The following is a 21,974-nucleotide window of genomic DNA, read 5'->3' on the forward strand; positions in this document are numbered from 1 at the left end:
TGTTCGAATAAGCCCAAACCCCTTGCTGATAGGGATAAGGACTTATCGAATCATATGGCCTTTACATCTGTCCTAGCTGCCGAAGCCGATGCTCGACGATCCCGATCCAGAGCCTGAACCGGAGCCCGATCCAGAGCCGCCTTTGCCTTTGCCTTTGCCTTTTCCCGTCGCAGTCATCTTAATGTCGAGTGTTTCCAACTTTGGCGTTACCCACTGTTTTTTTCCCAAACACAACACCTCCACTCGGGTATGAGATGCTAAACCAAGAATAATCCTATTCCCTTCGAATGTTCTTAATTAAGAACAATTCTACCTCATCTTACTGCCATCTTTACAAATTGTCAATGATGGATTAAGGGCGCTATCATCCCCTTTTCTTTTGCGACACAACGGGCTGTCAGCGAAATGGAAACAGCAGGAAAAGGGCGAGGCATGCGGTCCAAGGACCGTTACCTCGCCAGGTTTGACAGTCGTGACTAAACAAACATAATTTCGTTTAGTATACGATGCAGCAGTAGTGCGCACTGCTCCCTTGTCGCTTCGGTCGTCGGCTCGAAAACGAAGGGGTCGCCAGCGCCTTTCAGCAGTCCCGAGCCTGCAGCTTTGAAGTAATAGGGTTCGAACCAGTCAGCCAGTTTTCCCTTCAAAGCTTCATCCCGATCGCCGTATGCTGTAAATTGATGTCCGGCATACTTGAGCGCTCTTACCAGCATAGTAATCATCTCTTGATGATCAATGGTGTCGGACGGTCTAAAGCTTCCGTCCTCGTACCCCATAATTAGACCTGCTTCGACCGCAGACTTCACATTGCCAGCGAACCAATCCTTAGACGCTACATCCTTAAAGCCGGTCGAAGCTGCGTCGGATGCAGGAAGCATGCCTAGAGCGCGATTCAGCATAGCCGCGAACTCAGCCCGCGTCACGGACTTGCCGGGCTTAAACGAACCGTCGGGGAATCCGTTCACGACATTTCGATTGCCCAGAAACTGAATGCTTTTTTTGTATGCTGCGGCGCTAGGCAAATCGTTGAAAGAGACGTTGTTCCTCGCAACCGCGTAGATGGAGTTCCCTTTCCGGAACAGACTAGCCTTTAACACACCGTCCGCATACTCGAATTTGACTGGTACAGGTACGTACGACTTTCCGTCTTGGGCAAGCATGAGACCCGCCAACGAGTCGTAAGACGGTTTGGAAATCTTAAACGTAAGCACGTGCTCCACATAGGAAGCAAAGTCATTCAACTCTTGTTTTTTGCCGTTAACGATTGCATAAGCATCGAATGCGACCGGCACTCCAAGGAGCTGGGCTCCTTGCGGCAGGGCTTCTTTTATTTCTCCGGAAGTCTCGACGCGCTCCAGCCTAATCTCGAAACGCTCCGCTTGTCCGGCTCCCTCTATCGCATCCAGCAGCTCTTCTGCCCGAATGACGAAGGAACCTGACGGGACGGTAAACTCGAACCTCGTGTCGCCGCTTGTCCTTAACAGATCCCGGGTGCCTCTCCCCGAAATCTCGAATACAATAATCGGCTCGATGCTGCCGGTCTCCAAACGAAGCGTACGATCTGCAGAAAATTGTTCAGTTTTCGTTCGAGACGTCAATTCCTCATCCGATACGCCGACTTTACCAACTCTTTCGCCGCCAATCAGCTCGGTCTCCGCATCCAACAGATCTTTGTCTGTTTCATCAATCGGCTCCTCAGAGTCCGGCAATCCAGGAACGCCGGGAAGTCCTGGAATGATCGGTCCCGGTCCCGGATTAGGCCCTGGGTTAGGTCCAGGCCCTGGAGGAATCACTCCGCCGCCGCCCGTTACCGCTGGGATGAACACGACAGTTCCTTCGCTCTCGTACTTGCCTGGGCTGGTCCGGGTCACGATCAGCGCCTCATTGGTGTTGCCGACGTTAACCAGATCAAACGTAATCGCCGACTGGCCGGTCTGGACGGTTCCGCTGACAAGCAGTTCGCCATAAGCAGTATAAACCTGAATGAGATCGCCCACTTGAAGGCCAGTGACCCTGATGACGTCATTGATGTACGCATTTTTGGTTATGAATATCTGATTCGCTTGCAGTTTATCGGAGATGAATTCCTGAAATAATACATATTGGATAAATGGAGCCTCCGAGCCTTCACGGGATTGCGTCAAGGCTAACCCGATAGCCCCGTCGGGCTTCTTTGACTTGGACAATTCGATTTGATATGTGTCATGGCCACCTTCTATCGTGCCCAGCAAAGGCTCCAGGATGCTGCCATCTCTCCCAAAGAACCACAGTTGATAATGTGTGTCCGCATACTCCTCGCCTGCTTGCCAACTTACCCTGCCCTCCACATGATCAGCGCCTGCGCGTTCACCAGGGAAAGAAAAGTCTTCTACAAAATACTTCGGCGAGTCCCACAACAATGTCGTAAGCGTGGCAGGCATGGTGAGCTCGCTATTTTTGTAAGTTGCTCGAATGCTTACAACTGCTGTCTCAGGTGGAATAATCGTGTCAAAGATTCGATATCCCTGATATCCGTCATCGTAATAGGTTATCTGCTGGGATGTACTTAACCTTCTTAACTCGTTTCCATTGCTATCGACAAAGAACAAGCTATAGCCAACAATATGCGATTGATCAAAGGCAGGGCCGATATATGCCTGACCTAAGATTTGATTAGGCGTATTTCCTTCGTCAATGATCATTAAGTCGTTTGGCGTCATTATATATTGGATGAATTTCTGCATACCTTCCAAGCCGTCAAAGACGTAGATTTGCGTTTTGTTGGATAGATAAAGAGCCCCGTCTTTCTCTTGGAAGGCTTCCGTAATTTCGAACGGCAATCCCGTAATCTTTGTATAATTGTCCCGATTATATAACGCCTTTTCACTGAATACCCCTGCTTCGGACACATACTTTACTTGGACCGGATATTTGCCTGTTATTGTATTCGGATTGTTCTTGGATAGACGATTTTCGCACCAATATAAATATTCCCCATACATAAGCAAGCGCTTTTGACACTGCACGGGAACAGACACCGTTGTCAAAATTTCAAGCGTAACCGGATCCATCGTTTTAATATTGCGGTAATCCGCGAGATACAAGACGTTCGCTTGTTCGTCATACGCGATTGTATTGCTCCCAAACCTGTAGCTCTCGACTTTCGTGGTTATCTCGCCATCCAGAGCATATAGATTGGAAATACCTTGTTCCGACCAGAAAAATAGCTGCCCATCCGTCGGGACAAGACTTACTGGACGAACAGGCACGAATATGCGTTTCGCCTCGCTTCCTACCTCGTTCACATCCAGCATGCCAATGCGGTTCTCGCCTTGAAATGCGAAATAAAGTTTATCTTTATAGAGCGACACTTCCACCGGCTTGGAACCAATATACTGTTTTGACACAAGCGATAGATCCGATTTGTCCAAAACAGCCAGTTCATTCGTCTCGGATGAAACGAGATAGAGATAGGGCGAATCATCATCTGTCGTCCAACTGCTAATCGTGTGGCTGCTGGTCACGGAGCCCCAAGGACTAGTCTCGAATGCCAGGGTCGGCATTGGAGTTGACAAGTCAAGCTGATAAGCCTGAAGCACCGGCTCCCACCCCGCCAAACTCTGCAAAATAACTCTTCCTCCATTGCCGATCAGTGCCTTTGAAGCTTCAACCGGAAACAAAGCGATCTGCAAATAGTGATCTTTGTCGAATATGCCTTCCGCCGTGGCGACAACGGAGCCGTGTAAATCAAGAAGCTTTGCCTCTAAGTAAGGACGATCTAAACGAGGAAAAGATCCGTAGATCTGATGCAAGTTGGATCCATTCAAACGAGAGCCTCCAAAGAAGATATCCTTTCCGTCGAATCCGATAAAAGGAGAGGGACCATTGAACTCAAAATCATCCCTTGGATCGCTGCCCGTAATCATTTGATCCGTTATATAATTCATCGAGATTAATTCCGATCCTGTCGAATTGTACTCGCCGATGTAAAGTGTAGAGTTAATCTCGTCAATGCGTAATACAGAGTAGCGAACACGATCTTTGACAGTCAACGCTGTGTTATTCCCTGTACTTCTTTCATAACGGATAACCTTGCCAGTGTCGGAAGTATACACGATGTGGTTACTAGACACAGCGAGATGCTCCGGTTTTTCGGAAGTTGACAGTAACTCGCCTAGCTCACGTGTCCCCAAATTGACAGTCTGAATTCCATTTGTTCCAGACAGCGCAATAAACAACTCGTTTCCATATTGCTCAATATCGGTCGGCATAGAACCAACGGTTAATTCCTTCTCAAGCTTGAGCGTCTCAGCATCTATGACGTACAGTTTGTTGGTCTCATAGGTGATAGCATAGATATCACCCTCATTCCGATCATAAACCCAGTCCCTTACCGCTCCGTCCAATGCTAACTCATGCGTCGGTTCAGTCGGTGTCTGGGAAGCGTCGGCCTGCGCCGCGATTGCCTGCTGTTCAACATCCTGATACAAATCCGTTTGGCGAGACACCATATGCTGGGCCACATCCTCCGCCATTACCGCTATTCCCGGCGCTCCGAGAAGCGATGCCCCCACTACAATTATCAATAGAACCAGACATATCCTGCGCGTTCCCCGAATTAGCACGAGCTGCATCCATCCCTCACAAGTTTATAATTTGGAACAATCTCCATTTCGTCCCACATTCACTTGTTATTCTCTATTGCGAACATTTTCCCCTTCTTTAGCATGGTGTTTACGATAAATTAATTACATGGATGCAAGATCTTCCCGGACTACGGTCCATACTAAAAAGACGATAATGAGTCAGGCATATAATACCTGCCCGATTCATTACCGTCCGTTGCTTCCATTCTAATTGACCTTACACCCCATGAAGCGCATCCAATCCAGCCTGCTCGTCCGGCAAGAAGAACACCTGCTTGCCTTGGTTCGATTCGTAAATGAAGTCCTTCAGGCTTTTGCTGTCGTATCCGCCGTATTCGCCGATAATGGCAAGCTTGACCCCGTAATTCACGTATTTCTGGAGGATGTCGCCCGCCAGTTTCGTCTTCAGCTCAAAAAAGCGTTCGCTCACGGCCTCCTTGCGGATCAACAGCTTGTTGCAGCCGTCCGTTTCATAGCTCACTGTAGCCATCAAGTCCAACGCGTCCTGCACGTCGCTCACAATTACTCCTTCGTTCTCGATAATCGCGACGCGGGAATCTCCCCGCACATCCAATCGTATGTTCATTTTGCCCCTCCTTTGTTTTCGCTCTCCGGCAGCGGACGCAGCTCTTGCACACCCTGGATATGCGCCACGCCTTCCTTGCACAGTCCATATGGCTCCCAGCGGCAGTCCGAACATAATGTCCGAATATCGTCCGGCCCCACGTTGCTCGCCACCTTGGATAACACGCCGCTCCAACTGGAGCGACTGCCGATCGCAAGCCCCACCTGCGCCAAAATATCGCGATCCTTGCGGTACACGGAATCATTACGGCAATGGGAAGGCTGGTCGCTCGGGAACGCCCGGCATATATCGTCGGGACCGTCGATCACTTCAATCACGGTCTCCGGATGGAGCCGCAGCGTCTCGTAAATCCCGGTCATGTTGGCGCAGAATCCGTCCGAATACCCTTTGCCCCGATAACCCAGCAGGCAGAGCAAATGATGACCTCTTAACGCGATCGCACCCATGCCGGCACCCCCTTCTTCTTCAGCCATAGTCCAAGGTGAAACGGCTTTCGCCGTCCTTTGGCGGTGCAGCGCGTCCTTCAGAGAATTATAGGTCAAGGTATTGGAGAAAACTTATACTTTCCTATAATTAAATAAAATACCAGGCTTCAGCCAAAACTAAAAAGTCTGCCGAGCGAATCACGACCAGCAGTCGATTGATCAAAATATAGCAGAGGGATTCGCATCCCGCAATACAAAAACCGAACTTAGGCCGTTTTACTTACTATTGTTGAGAAACATTATATTTTATAGTAAACTGATAAATAAGTAATATTACTACAACACAACAAGGAGGCTTATCCAATGACTATAGAAAAAAAAATGGAGATCGGCATCAGCACGTTCCTGGAAGCAACAAATGGCCCGGATAGCCATGCCGCACGGCTGCGCAACGCAGTGGAGGAAATCGTGCTTGCCGATCAGGTCGGTCTCGACGTATACGGCATAGGCGAACATCATAGATCCGATTATGCAGCCTCTGCCCCCGCCGTCACGTTGGCGGCAGCTGCCGCTGCGACCAAGCATATCCGCCTGACAAGCGCTGTCACCGTCCTCTCCTCGGACGACCCCGTGCGGGTCTATCAAGACTTCGCCACGCTTGACAGCTTGTCGAACGGCAGAGCCGAAATTATGGCGGGCCGCGGTTCATTTATCGAGTCGTTCCCTCTCTTTGGATACAGCTTGGACGACTACGACTCCCTGTTCGAAGAGAACCTGGAGCTGCTGCTCGCGATTCGCAAGTCCGAAAAGGTAAGCTGGCGCGGAGGCCACCGTCCCGCATTTGACAACCTGGGCATCTATCCGCGAGCCGTCCAGGATCCGCTTCCCGTCTGGATCGCCACCGGCGGCAGTCCGGAATCTGCCGTGCGCGCGGGCATGCTGGGGCTGCCGGTCGTCTTCGCCATTATCGGCGGTATGCCAGAGCGCTTCGCTCCGCTTGTTGATCTGTATAAGCGCGCCGCCATACAGGCCGGACATGACCCGCGCAAGCTGCAGATCGCGTCGCATTCCCATGGCTTTATTGGCGATACGACAGACGGGGCGGCCGACCTGTACTACCCTCCCACACAAGCGCAGATGAATAAACTTGGACGCGAGCGCGGCTGGCCGGCTTATGACCGATCGGCGTTCGATGCCGCCCGTACGCTGCGCGGAGCGCTGTATGTCGGCGATCCTGAATTCGTGGCCGAAAAAATCGTCTTGCTTCGCAAGAACCTCGGTCTCACCCGGTTCTTCCTTCACCTCGACGTGGGAGTGATGCCGCATCGCGAGATTCTTCACTCCATTGAGCTGCTTGGCACCAAGGTAGCACCCATCGTTCATAAGGAGCTGGCTCGCATCGAGGGGTAATTTCCCATGGAATGCACAATCGAAGGATCGGCCATGTACAGAGCCAACACGCCGTTGGCCGTCCCCGACTACAAGACAAGCCTCCAATTCTGCGGACTTTTGCAGAATCGGAGGCTTTGTTTGCGATTATGGCACATAACGCCGGTGGCATCTTGTCCAGCTTGGCTATCGTCTATTCGTCGACAAGCTCATAGCTGACAAACGCAAAACGGGTACTGTCCGGCGACCAAGAGTTGACGTTGATCGTTCCCTGTCCGCCAAAGAGCTCCGCCAGCACGCGATAGGGTCCGCCTTCGCTGGACATGGCGCGCAGCTCCACGTGTTTGTTCGCGGGATGGTCGCCGGGGTCCACATCTCCCTTGCGGTAGGCGATGTAGACGACCATATCTCCGTCCGGCGATACATGCGGGAACCAACTGTTGCTCTCGTCGAACGTCATCTGCGTTTGCTCGGAACCGTCGGACCTCATGCGCCAGATTTGCATCAGACCGCTGCGAACGGAGTTAAACCAGATGTGTCGGCCGTCCGGCGAATATTCCGGCCCGTCGTTTAATCCCGGCGAGTCGGTCAATTGCTTCTCCCGGCCGCCCGATACCGGAATGGTATAGATATCGTACTGCCCGTTTCGCTCGGCACAGTAGGCCAGCGCGCTTCCGTCCGGCGACCAGCCATGCAGATAGCTTGGCCCCTCCTCTGTCACCAGGACCGGCTCTCCTCCTGCCAAAGTAAATACGTAGACGCGGGACTTCCCGTCCTCCGCCGTATGGTGGCTGACCGCGATCTCCGTATGATCCGGAGAGAGCACGTGATCGTTATTGCACCGGTTGGCGAAGCCGGACGGTATCTCTTCGCTGACGCCCGTCTCCGGATCGAAGGCATAAAGCTTCCCTCCGCTGTTATAGATCAGCTTTCCTTCTCTCGTCCAATTCGGCGCCTCAATGCGCCTATCGAACGTGGCCAGCACGGTACGCTGCCCGGTATGCACATCCAATGTCTCTAGATAACTTCTGACCTTCCTCATTTTCGCCCAGTCCCTTCCCTTGGCCTTGACCTTGCCGATATGCTTGCTACAAAGTTAAACGCTTATCCCGTGCTTCCGTTGCGGAAAAAGCCGACTTTCCCCCGGGAGCGGCACCCCTTGTCCAGACGATTCCGCCAACGGTCAGCATAGCGAAGCCGGCCGCAAGGAATACGCCTCCCGGACTCCAGTATGCCGCTGCCGCGGCGCCGATGAAGGGAGCGATCAGCATGGAGCTCGTCTGAACGGCTGATGCCAGCGACGACATGGGAGCGATGGTGTCCTCCGTCGTCTCCGTCTGCATGAGATAGCCGAACGGAACGGCGGCTTGCGCTCCGCAGTAGCCGATGAGCGCGGCCCCCAGCAGCCAGCCCGGGAGATTCGCCGGCAGCCAGCCCAGTCCCGACAGGCCGGCCAACGCGAGCACCAAACCGGATAGCAGGCCAGCCTGCGCCATGCGGACGATGGGCCGATGGCGCCAGCCGTCCCAATAACCGGCGGCGACCGCCCCCGCGACGCTTCCGGCGCCCACGCAGCCGATCAGCAGCGCGAAGCCTTCCTCCCGCAGCCCGGCGTCCTTCGCAAGCACGGCGAACAGATTGTCGTATACGAAGATGAGCGCATACGTCAGCCCCATATAGACCATGCCGGCCCGGAGCAGCGGCCTTCCCTTCATATGCGTTATCGCTTGACGCAGAGCCCCGCCCCTGCCGCGTTCCGCCCTTCCCGCTTCCGTTCCCCACCGCGGCAATCCTGCAAGCATGGCGGCAGATAAAGCATACAAGGAGGCGCCTATAACGAACGGCGCGGCTTGCCCCAGCCACAGCGCGGATATCCCGCCCAGCATCGGTCCGACGATCTTGGTCAAATTCGCCGAAATGCCGCTAAGCGAAGTCGCCTGCGCCAGCCGTTCGGCTCCTACCAGCCCTTTCACGGCTTGCTGCCGGACGGGATCGAAGACGGAGCTGACGCTCATCTTGAGGAACACGAGCGCAAGCAATACGGGCAACGAATCGGCCCATACCATCGCGAATACGATGACGGCGCGCAGCGCGTCGCATAGAATCAATATCGTTTTGCCGCGGAATCTTCGGACCCTGACGCTGGTCCATGGGCCGATGACGACCCACGGGAGCCCGACGCATGCCGAGTAGAGCGCCATCTCCGCGGGGCCGTGCCCCCATGCATACACGATCAGCGTACTGATCGCGACAAAATCCAGCCAATTCGCCAAGTCGGACAGGGTTTGGCCCGTCCATAACCTGCGAAACCCGCGTTCTCTCAACGGCTGCCAAATACGCGCGGCTCCCGGAGCGGAAACTTTCATGACGAAATTCCTCCATCCATATCGTTTCCACTACCGTAACCGTCTATTGTCAGAAGGAGATCAGAGGACCGCCTCTTCGTCAAAAAATTCGCCCAACTGGCGCCTCATCTCGTCTTGGATCTCGTCGAGCCCAATCAAGCGTATGAGCCGCTGCCAATCCCCCTCGAAACGACGACGCACTCCGTCCCAGCCTCTCTGTCTGGCGAATTCTAGAATCGTATGCAGCCCGTGCAGAAGGTGTAGGACGAATTGCGACTGTCCCAGCACGGCTACGCCTTGTTCCATGTTTGCAAGGCCGCCGGCGGGATCGGAAGAATAGACGAACAGTCCTTTGAGCAAAAGAAACTGCCCTTCCTCCCGTCTGTACGGGTACCTGCGCAGCTCCTCCTTGGCCTGTTGAAGAGCAAGCCGGCGATCCTCATCCCCTTCCGCATGCAGAGCGTGCGCCAACCTCAGATTGGCATAATAGGGAAACAATCCTTCCCAGCCGCGCTCTCGCGCCTCCGAGATCCGGTTCTCCAGACGCAGCAGCGCCTCCTCGTATTCCTCCCATTCCAGCAGCAGATGAATGATCGTCATCGTCTCCAACTCGTTCTGCCATACCGGCGGCAGCGTTCGATCGCGCAGCGCCGCTTCGATGAAGGGACGATTGCCCCCGGGATCGAGGTATTGATACAGATACAGAAGCAGGAACGCCCGATCCTTCAGCGAAGCGGCCTCGGGATCCACAGCGAACCGGACATCGCCCTCCATCGCGCGGATCAGCAAGCCGAAGCCGGGGTCTACGTCGAAGCCGAACATCTCCCTGTTCTTGTATAGCGCAAGCAGCGCGTCCCCGCGACCATATCGCAGGTAAGTATCGGCGACGCCGCGCATGTCCTCGTTGAATGCGGGAAGCCCCAGCAGCGGATTGGCCGATGCCTCCCGCTTCTTGTAGACGAACTTGTAACCCACGCTTCGCACCGTCTCGATGCCGAGCTCCGTCTCCCAGAGCGCAAGCTTCTTACGAAGCCGGTAAATATGGTCGTCGACCGTTCGGTCTACGGGCGCTTCCATCGTCCACACCGCGTCCAGCAGCTGTTCGCGGCTGAAAGACCGGCTTTCGTGGCGGCATAGGAAGTCCAGCAGCGCGAACTCCTTGGGCAGCAGCGCCACGCTTCTTCCGCGGAAGGACGCTTCCAGTTTGTCTCGATCTAGTTGCAACGGTTGCCGCACGGGTCCCATGGAACGCCCTCCTTCTTGCGCAGATAAGTACATTCATTATAGAAAAGGGGCACCCTGGGAGCAACCGCTCCGGTTCTCCTTTCTAACGGACAGGGGAGACGCTAATCCTCGATTATAACGTGTTTCTGAAATCTAACAGACACACACGACGCTATTTGCACCGTCTGAGCAGCTTTCCTCCATATTGGGGACAAATAGAGTCGCTACTGTCCGTTAGAATTTGATTATGGAGATAAACAAGCAAATAGCGACGCTCTTGTCCGTTAGATTCTCAACCGGTCCCTTCGTTAGGTATAGCTCTCATTTCCGTTCGCAATCCCCATCTGACACGTTGTAGTTGCATCATTTCCCAAGCAATAAACAGAAGCGCACCGCCCGTCACGGATACGCTTCTTCTATATGGGGTTTCCCGTTCACGGGGATGGTTTCGATTAATTGGCCGCGTACATGGCTTTCTTTAATTCTTGATTGCGCTCGGCGAAAACATCGTTATGGGAAGACACCATGCCGTAGGCATTGGCTTCCGGCGTGATGAACTGCTTTGCCTTGTTAACGGCATTGGCCGCATCGTGGAACGCTCCCGCGATCAGGTGAAGCTTGCCGTCGTGCGCCAGGATGTCGCCCGCGGCATATAGACCAGGCACGGAAGTTTCGCTGGAAGAGGAACCCGCGATGCCCCACGCCTCGTGCATCTTGATTTTCACTTCGCTCTTCTCCAGCAGGTCGGAGTCGCGCTCGAAGCCGTGGTTGATAATGACCTCGTCGACCGCGAGCTCCATCTCGGAGTCGTCTTCGTGGTTTTTGATCATGACCGAGCCTATGGCTTCCTGACCCGGCACCGCGATCAGCTTGCCGATCGACGAGTTAAGCAGAACCTCGGCAGAGCTTCTCTTGAGCTTCGACACTTCCGCCTCATGACCCTTCAGAACTTCCTTCCGGTACGTCAAATACACCTTCTTGGCGATCGGCTCCAGCTCGTTGGCCCAATCGATCGCCGCGTTGCCGCCGCCGGAGATAAGAACAACCTTGTCTCTAAACCGTCCGAGCGACTTGACCGTGTAATGCAGATTGGTGACCTCGAAGCGGTCCGCGCCTTCGATATCCAGCTTGGTCGGCTTAAGGATGCCGCCCCCCACAGCCAGAATGACAGTTCGCGAATAGTGCTCGGCGCCGGAGGAAGTATGCAGAACGAACAGTTCTTCTTCGTTCTTGCTGATGGTCGTTACTTTCTCCCCGGTTACGACTGCCGGCGAGAACGTCAGGCCTTGCTGGACGAGCTGGTCAATCAGCTGCTCGCCGGTAACAGGCGTCAGACCGCCGATGTCCCAGATCATTTTCTCCGGGTAGACATGAACCTTGCCGCCCAGGAATGGCTGGAACTCGATAATTTTCACTTTCATCTCGCGCAGTCCCGCGTAGAACGAGGCATACAAGCCGGCCGGCCCGCCGCCGATCACGGTTACGTCGTATACCGCTTCTGCATCTATTGTCATTGGGCATAACTCCTTAATTAGGATTTCTCTTAAAGGAATCGTACCACAAATATATGAGAATGAAAATCATTACTGAACATTGGACACAAAAAAGCCGGAAATCGTCCGAGACGATTCCGGCTGCTTCGTGCACCATGTATGTGTTGTTGGCTCTTCTAATGGGGATCTCCCTTAGCTAACTGATCCTGGGCGAGGCGTATCAGCTCTTTTACCATGGAGCCCCCGATCCGCCCGCCGATATGTCCGGCTTCCTCGGTCGTCAAATTTCCGTTGCCGTTCGGCTTGAGCGGGACGCCTAGCTCCTTGGCCACCTCGAACTTCACGTTGTCCGGCCGATTCGGGTCCACCTGATAGCCTTCCCGCTTCATCACTTCCGCCTTGAACGCCGCCATTCCTTGCTCGGCTCCGGGCACGGCATACTTTCTTCTTCTCGCCATTGTTTATCGCTCCTTCGCTGGGTACTGTCGATTAGCTATAACATGCCCAGAAAGCGATAAATTAAGCGTTGGCTGTACATTCGAAAAATTAGTTAACTTTGATCTCCAGCAGCTCATACCGAATAATGCCCACCGGCGCGTTGACGTTGATGATATCGCCGACCTTCTTGCCCATCAGCTCTTGTCCCAGCGGACTTTCGTACGAAATTTTGTTGTCCGCGACATCCGCTTCCGCAGGCCCCACCACTTGGTAATCAATCTTCTCGTTGAATTCGATATCGTTTAACGTAACGATCGAACCTACGCCGACTTTATCCAGCGCGATGCTTCCCGCATCGACTACTCGCGCAATTTTCAGCATTCTCTCGAGCTGCAGGATGCGCGTCTCCATAAACGCCTGATCGTCCTTGGCGGAATGGTACTCGCTGTTCTCCTTCAGATCGCCGTAGCTGATGGCTACCTTTAGACGCTGTGCCAGTTCCTTGCGTTTGACCGTCTTAAGCTCCTCTAGCTCGTCTTCGATCTTCTTTAAGCCTTCCGCCGTCAGAATCAATTCTTCTTTGGTCATTGCCGCGATCTCCTCTTTCTGCTCTATAATCACGCCCGACTAGCCGGCTGTGTCCTCACTGTATTGCTTTACAACTGCTCCCGGCCATTTCGGCCGACGCACTCCTAGTAGTGTACCACATTTCTACTTGGGTGCGGTTATGCTCGCTCGCTTTCTGGTGCTGACCCTAACCCACTTTCTTGTCTTGGGTATTTATGCGGCTAAGTGCTACAACTTTTCTCTAGTCGATAAAAACATTTTGCCCTCTAGACATCGGGAGCTAATTGTTTTACGATGCTGTGTAGAGACGAAGAACGTCCCGTACCAGCCTTTGACGGCTTACGGGGCGTTTTTTTATTTTCCACGGGAGGCGGTGCGCCTATGAATTTCGACCAAGCACATGCACAATTTGTCAAGCAGCACCTGTCGGCTAGGTCCGGCGAAAGACGTGACAGACTAGAAAGGGGGCATCGGCATGCCGAGACCTTGTTTCTGCGTCAAATTTGGTGGCTGCTTCGCGGCCATTTCGAACATCTGCATCCTGAGTACGAGGTTCCGGATTGGCGAGGGCGATCCTATTTTGCCGATTTTGCCTGGCTGCCCGGCTTCATCAAACTAATCATTGAAATTAAGGGATACGCCACCCATGTCCAGGATATGGACCGGAGGAAATTCTGCAACGAACTGAATCGCGAAACGTTCTTAAGAGCCATGGGCTATCAGGTTATCTCGTTCTCATACGACGATGTGGAGCAGCGGCCGGACTTATGCCTGACTTTGCTGCGTTTGCTTATCGGCCAATATGAGACGGGACAAGTCCCGGTCTCCCGAGCGCTGCTTGCCGAGAAGGAGGTTCTGCGATTGGCTATGCAGTCACCGGCACCAATCAGGCTTATTGATGTCGCTCGACACTTTGACATCGATAACAAGTCGGCGCTGCGAATGCTGCGAAGTCTTTCAGCCGACGGCTGGCTGATCCCAGCGTATAGCGGAGCTAAGCAGCGAATCGTGCGATATGAGCTTGCGCCTCATGCTGTAAATTATTTTTTGTAAGCGCGCGGCTGGTGTATTAGAGTGCCCCAATTTGGGCTTACTGAGGGACTTGGGAGGTAATTGAGAAGCTAATTGGGTTGGTGCTTGGGTTGGTGCTTGGGTTGGTGCTTGGACCGGTGCTTGGACCGGTGCTTGGACCGGTGCTTGGACCGGTGCTTGGACCGGTGCTTGGACCGGTGCTTGGACCGGTGCTTGGACCGGTGCTTGGACCGGTGCTTGGACCGGTGCTTGGGTTGGTGCTTGGGAGATGTAATGTACGGTTCCGCTTCCGGCCGCGCTCGTGTAACGGTTAACACGAGGAAATAGGAGGATTTTCTCCCTCTAATTCACCAGATTTCGTAATATTTTGTAGTTTAAAAGGATTTCCTCCCATTAATCAACATCATTCAACTCACATTTGGTCTATTTGCCGTATTTATAGGGAGGTTTTCCTGTTAATTACTTTAATCAGAATTATGAATCAGTATTAGAGGGCGTTTTTCCCATTAAACCATAATGATTGGCTGCTTCGGAAACGAAGTTATATGATTCTTCAGACGTCAGACCGCTGGCCACGAATAACGGGTTCATCTGAGGGTATTATAGGGACCATCATCATGTAAAAGCAGTGCATACCCAACTGCTCTTTCTATGCCTAGCGCCTAGCCAACTAGTTGTCATCCTTGAAGTAAAATATTGTTACGAGCTCTTACATGGGTCAGCGGGTATGATGCAATATTATGAAATGTTGTGGAATATCACCAAGTAGTGCAATAAACAAATTTCATTGTTTCCCACATCACTTTGTATTACTTCATAATACGAACTATTTTTGTTGATGATTTAAGGACACATGAGGCTTCCTGATGAATTTCGGATGAAAATGTCGAGTATTACAAAGAGCTCCTTAGTATGACCAAGTGTTATCCAGTAAAACTAAATCGTTATGATTATACAAGGTTTTTAGTGTTTCTAGGTACTGCAATAGGGTGTCTTGGAGTGCGAAGTAATGTGAAGCAAGGCTGCGCAAGCAAAGCTATGTGAAGCTATCCAAGCTCTGCAAGCTACACGAAGCAATGCAAAGCTATGTGAAGCTATCACAGCTAGGCAAGCTACACGAAGCAATGCAAAGCTATGCGATGCAAGCTATGCGAACTGCGTAGCTGTGTGAAGCTATCCAAGTTATGCAAGAGTTATGCGTATGTTTCGAGCTGTTGACTTCTGTCTGCTCCATGTTTCTCAGAGTCCGTTTTCAGCGGGCAGGGTACCTTCTCTCTACCGCCCCTCGCTCCCGATTCACTACGTCCCGTTTTCCAGCACAGGCGAGTCAAATTTATTCTGCCGACCCTATCCTAAGGTGGATCGAGTTGTTTAATAAGTCCCCAAAATAAAAAGGTTGGACGAAAAAACACAAGGTTTTTCGTCCAACCTTTTTGAGCATCAGCTATTGCAGAAATGCAGCGAGGCGGAGGCCCGCCAAGCGCTACCGTTCTCCCTCAGCTCCAAGCCTCGACATCTTCCTCGTCCACTTCTTCGTCCGCCGCATTAGCCGACAATTCATCCACTTCGTCGTCTACTGCACTTGCAGTTGCCGGCGATTCATCCGCTGCCGACGCGGCAGCCAACTGACGCGCTGCGATGAAGGCCGCCTGAATGGCCTCGTCGCTGGCACCCGACATTGCCAGGTACCGCATAATCGCGGCTTCTCCGGAATCAGACTCTATCGGCCAACGTATACCATCTGCCTGTTCGCCGGCGCTTGGCGCTGCCCGCTTCTGCGCCTCATCTACCGCGCCTTCATCCATCATTGCACGCGCCGTCGATGTTTCCCGCCATGCCGCATTATGCTGGGTATCATGTGCCGCCCCTGACTCCAAGCCTTGCAATCCCTTCCGTTCCACTGGGACGCAGGTCTGCAGATTGCGAACTCCGTTCGCTGCGACCTCCCTCTCTACCAGATAACGCAGCGAGTCCATCAGATTGCTCTGCGCGTTGATCCATGCCATGACGAATGCATTTTCGTTTTTGCGCGTCTTCAAGCTAATATTGTCGCCCGGCTGTTTGGTTTTCTTCATCATGCTGCACCCGCCTGTCCCTTATGTTGGCGTCGTCCGCCTTTCCTCCCCGCCTATGCCGGCTGGACCATCTTCTGCTTAAGCGCCTCGTAGATCTTGCCCCGGACAAAAGCGTCGAGACCCATCGCGTTCATCTTGACCGCGTAATCGGATGGCACGTACAGCAGCAGAATTTCCCGTTCGTCGCACAGCTCCTTCAGATACGGATACAGCACGGTCCGCATCAATATGCTGCCGCCGCCGTAGACGCAGATCAGATCAACTTCGTTGCGCGCCTTGGTCAGCTGGCGTTTTGCCTGCTGCACGATTTGTTTCACCTGGCTCTCCAGCGGCCGCTTCAGCGTGTTCAAGGCTCTTGCATGGTACTTATGCTTCGGATTTTTGAGCACGTCGCTGAAAAATTGACGCGGACTATCGGGCAGATGGATCTGCCGGTTAAACTCCGGCAGCGCCTCCTCGATGGCATATCCGGCGCCGTGATGGCTGCCATGCACGAATTGACGAAGGAACTTGTTCCCTTCGGTGATGGGGTATTCCGTGGATCCGTCCCCGATATCGATGTGCAGTATTTTTTTGTCCTTGAAGTAGCTCCCGTTAAACTTGTTTTCCATCCCGTACGATTCCGAGAAGTGGTCAAACAGCTCTCCCTGCCGCCAATTCCCCTCCGCATCCTTCTGCAGCGTAAAGATGACCGGCGTCGCCTCCGGCACCACCTTTACAAACGGGAAACTTAGCTTGACCGATACGCGGTGAGTGCCGAGATGCACCGTTACATGATGGACCCCCGCCATGAACCGCCGCTCGAATCTCGCCGCAGACTCATCCGTATGCTGCGTCACCGGCAGCGCCGTCGCCATATCGACCTCCACCTCAAGAGGCTCCATAATGGAGCCGCTCTCCTCATAAGCCTTTTGCACGGCAACCGCGGCGATTTGAGCGAGCGTATTGACAATGGGCAGGTCCATGTCGCTTTTCATATCGATGCCGATCTGAATATTGTCGATCACCTCGCCGCTCTCCAGCGCGAACTTGCCGATATAATACATGCCGGGCCTGACGGCCGGCGAATCGATCGTCACCACAAGCTGCTCCTGCAGCCCCTTCACGAAGCTCTCCGGCGCCTGCTCCTCCCGCCATGGCAGCCCGTCCACTCTGCAATTGACGTTCGGCTGCATGATCAAGCGCCCGTCCACGATCAGATCATGCTCGCTGTTCCCATTATCGTTGCCTACGAAGAAATGATAGTTCATGACCGTTTTCCTCCTCAGGAATAAATATCGCGCCCGTTTGGCGCTTCCGCGTACAGTTGTCCATTGGCCTGGCTGCCGCCGTTCGGCAATCCTTAGTCATACTTTGCCATACTGGGCCCTGGCCTTACATCTAGCGGAGGTCATGTAGGTCCATTAATGTTTTTTCATGAAAAAATGTCGATACAGAACGTTTGTAGGAAGGATTTCTCCAATCGGCGGTTTCTGCAAGGCCGCACTTGCTTCGCAGGCCCTATCGGTTCGGACGAGCACCTGACCAGGGGCCTAAGACAGTCGAATCCGGCTGTCCTAATGTGGCAGCTCTCTCAGAGCAACTACACCATTTGACGCCTGCTCCAGTCGTACTCGATCATGTCCAGCATCGCCTCCACCCTTTCCTATCATTGAAAATAAGCCCCCTCCCTCCGAGCAGCTCGGAGAGAGAAGGGGCATCAGGACGCCTGTCGCATCCAGCGTCATTCTTTGATGATATTCGCGTCGGGCGACTTATCGGCTACTAGATTGAGCTGTATGCCATGCTCGAGATACGCCTTCAATCCCGACAATACGAACGTAAAGCCTTGCGTAGCATCCATCGCCTGCTCCAGCAGCTCGTCCGCCGTCCCTTCGAAACCGTCGTTGACGATCGTGACAAACGTCTCGTTCTCGCCCCGCGCAACGAACGTCCACTCCACGCGGGTTCCCCAATCGATGACGATGCGGCTGTTCTGCTCAACGGCAAGGACGTCGATATCCGCCCCTACGCCATACATCTCCCATTCCCAGCGCACTTTGGCGCCGCTTTCCAGCTTGCCGCTGCCTTTCGTGAACCAAAACTTGGATGTCACTTCGGGATCGACGAAAGCCCGAAACACCTCTTGCACAGGCCTGCGAATCAACATCTCCGCGCGAACGACGGGCGGCTTGCCTAGCGTATTCGACATGCTGCTTCCTCCTTGGACAAGACGAAAATGTAATCATTGCCTAGATGATATCATAACCGCTCCCCGCGCCAAAAGAGTTTTCCTCATCGCATTCACGCCTAAAGCGGGAACAGCTTGTCGGCGCCCTCCGCATAACGATAAGTACGCATCGTTTGAGGCGATTCCTCGCCCCCAGACAAAGACAATCCGAATAATCCCGTCGTCGGGTCGTAAGACACCGTATCCCCTGTACCCGCTCCAAGCAGCTCGCGAATTCCGGCATAATACAGCTCGTTGTTCCGTTCCTTGAACACATAGATCTGGTTGCCCCTGCCGGACACCGCGATCAGTTCCTCGACGCCGTCGCCGTCCAGATCGCGCTCGTGCATGGCGGGATAGTGGAAGGTGAGGAATGTCTCCAGGCCGTCTTCTATCTTCCGCAGGTACCACGTCGTTATACCGATGCCGTCGATATGACCTTGCGCCGATATTTTCAGCATATCCTGACCGAACAACCGCACCGTCTCATGATTGAAGCCGAAGGAATGTCCCATCCCCCAGGAATAGATACGCTCCGGTCCCGTGAACGCGTCGTACGTGAAACCAAAATATTCCTCATCGGCCGGCAGCTCGGGAAGCCGCAGATCAGCACTATTAATCGTATACCTCAACAAGGTCCCGACCCCATCCCATGACTTGCTGTCCAGCAGCGTAATGTCGTCATAGGTTAACGTCTCGATCGCGTTTCTCTCCGGACTGCCAATGGGGTGCGCACTATTGCCGAGTCCCGGCAGCAGCTCCGGCGAACTCGACATTATGGCATCTCCTCTCTCTAGCCGTTCGCCCTCCAGCAATCCGTACGCGACGGCGATCTCGCCCCCGGACGTCCTTATCTTGCGCTCTCCCAGCAAACCAGCCGAGGCAGCCCGCTGGTCTTTTATGTCGCTAACCCGCCAGCCGCCATCTTGCAGCGTCAAGACCAGAATCAACGCGGCTGCTCCTATCGCTGCGGCGGCCATCGCCCTGCGCAGCAGCTGCCTGATGCCGCCGGCTCCCTTTCCCTTGTACGCAGAAGCCCCATCCGCACTCCGAAGCACCGTACGTTTCATCTCCTCCGTAAACCCCTCTCCGGACAACCTTGCCAATCCCTGCCGCCTCGCCGTATCGTACCAATCCGGCTTTCGTTCATTCACCTTTCATCCCTCCTCTTCCGCTTTTGTCACCACCTGGTGCTTGCCTCGGCTTCCCCGTCGGCATCGTCGGCATCATCGTCATGCCGTCCCCTCCTTCAGCGCCTTCTCCACCGCCTTGCGGGCCCGGCTCAGCCGAGACTTGACGGTGCCTTCCGATACGTCCAGCAGCTTCGCCATCTCCGCCATCGGGAGATCATGCTCCAGATCAAGCACCAACGCCTCGCGCAGCTTGACGGACAACCCCATAATGATGGTCCAGAGATCCCGCTCCCCCTGCTTGTCCAGATAAGCCGATTCTGCCGATGCGCCTTCTCCTCCGGGATGCACCCGCTCGAACAGCAGAATACGCCGAAGATAGGCAGACTTCCGTTCGTTGATGGCGAGGTTGCGGGTGATCGACAGCAGCCAGGTTTTTATGGACGATTGTCCCCGAAAGGAATGGAACTTTTGATAGGCGCGAATGAACACCTCCTGAGAGATGTCGCATGCCAGCTCGCGATTGCGCGTCATCGCGTAGGCATACCGCCAAACCTCGTCGCCGTATTCGTCCATGAGCCGACCCAAGTCCAACTTGTCGATTGACTCGATATGGGCCATATACCGGAGATCCATGTTCATGCTCGCCCCCTCTACTCTATTAGACAAGACAATGCCTCTCCCGGTTCCCCTTGCGACAAAATATTCGGCAAGGGATGACTAAAACAATCCCAATTATGGAAAACTCCATATACTTCGACTTCCAGACCCGGCAAAGGAGGCCTACATGCTATCATCCGTCATTTCTTATATCCCCACATGGGAAGTATGGCTCCAGGCCGCCATCGCGTGCCTCGTACCTATCGCGGCCAGTTTCATTTATAAGAAAACTTACTCTCTTGCAGGCAAAGGACGAAATCCCAACACCGCGGAGAACAAAAAAGATCCCGATCTCCCGACACCCGACAACTCGCCATTTAGCGGCGACTACGCAACCGATCTCGCTACCATTCGCGAGCGTATCGGCGGCAACAGCGATCTATGCTCTCGAGAGTTCCGTATGGCGAAGCTTAACGTCCGCGCAACGCTGTTCTTCGTGACTGGCATGCAGAACGACCGGGTGCTCGACCTTCAGTTGATGGAGTTTCTTATGTTCGAAGCCGGCGCGGACGTGCATGCCGAACCGAAGCGGCTGCAAGATCAACTTCCCTTTAACAATCTCCTCGAAGCTCCCAGCCTCGACAGCTTTAATCGATCGGTGCTTTTCGGATATACCGGACTGCTGATCGAGGGCCAGCCGAGCGGCTTGCTGATCGAGTGCCCGGACGGAACCAATCGCGCAGTTCAGGAGCCCTTGTCCGAGGCGCTCCTGCGGGGTCCAAGGCTAAGCTTCACCGAGATGCTGAGCGTGAATACGTCGATGCTGCGTCGGCAAGGCCTCAGCGACCAGTTGGAAATCAAGACCTTTCGGGTGGGCACGCGGCTGCAGAAGGATCTCGCCCTGGCCTACATCAAGGATATTGTCAATTCGGATCTGCTGGAGGAGGTTAAGGCCCGCATTCAGAAGATGGACTTCGACTTTATCGCGGAGTCGGGTTATATCGAGGAGCTCATCGAGGATAACTATCTAAGTCCCTTCCAACAGCTCCAAAATACCGAAAGGCCCGACCGGGTTATCGCCGCCATGCTGGAGGGACGGATCGCGATACTGTTGGATGGAACGCCGTTCGTCCTCATTGCGCCCGCAACGTTTAGCATGCTGCTGCAATCGCCGGAAGATTATTACGAGCGCTGGCTGCCCAGCTCGCTGCTGCGAATGCTGCGGTTTGTCGCCGCGTTTATGGCGCTGATGGCCCCGTCGCTCTACATCTCGTTCATCTCGTTCCACCCGGGCCTGATTCCCACGGAGCTGGCATTGTCCATCATCGAGACGCGGCAGGGAGTACCCTTTCCGTCGCTAATCGAGGTGCTCATCCTCGAGGTCGCAATCGAGATTCTCCGGGAAGCCGGCATCCGCTTGCCCAAGCCCGTCGGACCGGCGATGGGCATCGTCGGCGGTCTCATTATTGGAGACGCGGCCGTACAAGCAGGCATCGTCAGCCCGTTTCTAGTCATTGTCGTAGCCGTCACGGCCATCTCATCCTTCTCCATTCCGACCTACAGCGCGGGCATTACGCTGCGGCTGCTGCGTTTCGTCGGTATGATATTCGCGGCGTTTCTGGGCATGTTCGGCACGATTCTGTTCTTCCTGCTGCTATGCAGCCATCTGACGAAATTAAAAAGCTTCGGCGTTCCTTATCTGACTCCGATTTCGCCGTTCCGGCCCCGGGACTGGAAGGATCTCTTCTTCCGCGCGCCGCGCGCCTTGATGAAGCAAAGACCGGCCATGATGAAGACGCAAGACGATAAACGCAAATCGTAACCTTGGGAGGAGGT

18 protein-coding genes and 1 pseudogene are annotated in these 21,974 nt (G+C 53.9%); 4 read left to right on the top strand and 15 right to left on the bottom strand.

From position 1 onward, the window contains the following. Positions 1-72: 72 nt before the first annotated feature. The 4 genes from KJW29_RS26140 to KJW29_RS26155 form a co-directional block, all read right to left on the bottom strand. Positions 73-228, bottom strand: a complete 156-nt coding sequence (locus tag KJW29_RS26140) for a paeninodin family lasso peptide (RefSeq protein WP_179215553.1) — start codon at positions 226-228, stop codon at positions 73-75. A gap of 248 nt (positions 229-476) precedes the next feature. Next, on the bottom strand, positions 477-4,565 hold the full coding sequence (locus tag KJW29_RS26145; protein WP_214626843.1) for an S-layer homology domain-containing protein: 4,089 nt from the start codon (positions 4,563-4,565) through the stop codon (positions 477-479). Positions 4,566-4,842: 277 nt separating this feature from the next. Then, positions 4,843-5,211 (bottom strand): DUF4180 domain-containing protein, encoded by a 369-nt coding sequence (locus tag KJW29_RS26150; protein WP_214626844.1) that lies wholly within the window; start codon positions 5,209-5,211, stop codon positions 4,843-4,845. Continuing rightward, positions 5,208-5,657: a DUF1284 domain-containing protein gene (locus KJW29_RS26155; protein WP_214626845.1), complete on the bottom strand. Its 450-nt coding sequence runs from the start codon at positions 5,655-5,657 to the stop codon at positions 5,208-5,210. Before KJW29_RS26155 ends, KJW29_RS26150 begins: the two co-directional genes overlap by 4 nt. A gap of 342 nt (positions 5,658-5,999) precedes the next feature. Between KJW29_RS26155 and KJW29_RS26160 the strand changes: the two genes are divergently transcribed. Beyond that, positions 6,000-7,046 carry an LLM class flavin-dependent oxidoreductase gene (locus tag KJW29_RS26160; protein WP_187102767.1) on the top strand — a complete coding sequence of 349 codons (1,047 nt, stop codon included), beginning with the start codon at positions 6,000-6,002 and terminating at the stop codon, positions 7,044-7,046. Positions 7,047-7,218: 172 nt separating this feature from the next. Here KJW29_RS26160 and KJW29_RS26165 read toward each other — a convergent pair whose 3' ends face one another. The 6 genes from KJW29_RS26165 to greA all read right to left on the bottom strand — a co-directional run bounded on the left by KJW29_RS26165 (position 7,219) and on the right by greA (position 13,113). After that, a complete protein-coding gene (locus tag KJW29_RS26165; RefSeq protein WP_214626846.1) occupies positions 7,219-8,067 on the bottom strand; it encodes a TolB family protein in 849 nt (282 codons plus the stop codon). A gap of 46 nt (positions 8,068-8,113) precedes the next feature. Beyond that, positions 8,114-9,391: an MFS transporter gene (locus tag KJW29_RS26170; RefSeq protein WP_214626847.1), complete on the bottom strand. Its 1,278-nt coding sequence runs from the start codon at positions 9,389-9,391 to the stop codon at positions 8,114-8,116. Between the two features lie 60 nt (positions 9,392-9,451). Continuing rightward, positions 9,452-10,615, bottom strand: coding sequence for a winged helix-turn-helix domain-containing protein (locus tag KJW29_RS26175; protein ID WP_214626848.1), 1,164 nt, complete (start codon positions 10,613-10,615; stop codon positions 9,452-9,454). Between the two features lie 431 nt (positions 10,616-11,046). After that, positions 11,047-12,102: an NAD(P)/FAD-dependent oxidoreductase gene (locus tag KJW29_RS26180; protein WP_214631330.1), complete on the bottom strand. Its 1,056-nt coding sequence runs from the start codon at positions 12,100-12,102 to the stop codon at positions 11,047-11,049. A gap of 161 nt (positions 12,103-12,263) precedes the next feature. Further along, positions 12,264-12,545 carry an alpha/beta-type small acid-soluble spore protein gene (locus KJW29_RS26185; RefSeq protein WP_214626849.1) on the bottom strand — a complete coding sequence of 94 codons (282 nt, stop codon included), beginning with the start codon at positions 12,543-12,545 and terminating at the stop codon, positions 12,264-12,266. A gap of 88 nt (positions 12,546-12,633) precedes the next feature. Continuing rightward, on the bottom strand, positions 12,634-13,113 hold the full coding sequence (gene greA, locus KJW29_RS26190; RefSeq protein ID WP_214626850.1) for a transcription elongation factor GreA: 480 nt from the start codon (positions 13,111-13,113) through the stop codon (positions 12,634-12,636). 360 nt (positions 13,114-13,473) lie between these two features. On the opposite strand from greA, the gene KJW29_RS26195 reads away from it, so the two are divergent. Then, positions 13,474-14,145, top strand: coding sequence for a DUF559 domain-containing protein (locus KJW29_RS26195; RefSeq protein ID WP_214626851.1), 672 nt, complete (start codon positions 13,474-13,476; stop codon positions 14,143-14,145). A gap of 151 nt (positions 14,146-14,296) precedes the next feature. Continuing rightward, positions 14,297-14,398 (top strand): annotated as a pseudogene (locus KJW29_RS36950) (hypothetical protein); the annotation flags it as partial. Between the two features lie 1,222 nt (positions 14,399-15,620). On the opposite strand, the gene KJW29_RS26205 reads toward KJW29_RS36950, so the two are convergent. The 5 genes from KJW29_RS26205 to KJW29_RS26225 all read right to left on the bottom strand — a co-directional run bounded on the left by KJW29_RS26205 (position 15,621) and on the right by KJW29_RS26225 (position 20,207). Then, positions 15,621-16,202, bottom strand: a complete 582-nt coding sequence (locus tag KJW29_RS26205; RefSeq protein WP_214626852.1) for a hypothetical protein — start codon at positions 16,200-16,202, stop codon at positions 15,621-15,623. 50 nt (positions 16,203-16,252) lie between these two features. Further along, the gene (locus KJW29_RS26210; RefSeq protein WP_214626853.1) at positions 16,253-17,449 is read right to left on the bottom strand and encodes a ParM/StbA family protein; all 1,197 of its coding nucleotides are present in this window, start codon (positions 17,447-17,449) and stop codon (positions 16,253-16,255) included. Positions 17,450-17,922: 473 nt separating this feature from the next. Beyond that, a complete protein-coding gene (locus tag KJW29_RS26215) occupies positions 17,923-18,390 on the bottom strand; it encodes an SRPBCC family protein (protein ID WP_214626854.1) in 468 nt (155 codons plus the stop codon). A gap of 98 nt (positions 18,391-18,488) precedes the next feature. After that, on the bottom strand, positions 18,489-19,562 hold the full coding sequence (locus KJW29_RS26220; RefSeq protein ID WP_214626855.1) for a hypothetical protein: 1,074 nt from the start codon (positions 19,560-19,562) through the stop codon (positions 18,489-18,491). 78 nt (positions 19,563-19,640) lie between these two features. Beyond that, the gene (locus KJW29_RS26225; RefSeq protein ID WP_246608390.1) at positions 19,641-20,207 is read right to left on the bottom strand and encodes an RNA polymerase sigma factor; all 567 of its coding nucleotides are present in this window, start codon (positions 20,205-20,207) and stop codon (positions 19,641-19,643) included. Positions 20,208-20,325: 118 nt separating this feature from the next. Between KJW29_RS26225 and KJW29_RS26230 the strand changes: the two genes are divergently transcribed. Further along, on the top strand, positions 20,326-21,960 hold the full coding sequence (locus KJW29_RS26230; RefSeq protein ID WP_214626856.1) for a spore germination protein: 1,635 nt from the start codon (positions 20,326-20,328) through the stop codon (positions 21,958-21,960). Positions 21,961-21,974: the final 14 nt, after the last annotated feature.

This window comes from Paenibacillus agaridevorans, assembly GCF_018604145.1.
Lineage (GTDB): Bacteria > Bacillota > Bacilli > Paenibacillales > Paenibacillaceae > Pristimantibacillus > Pristimantibacillus agaridevorans.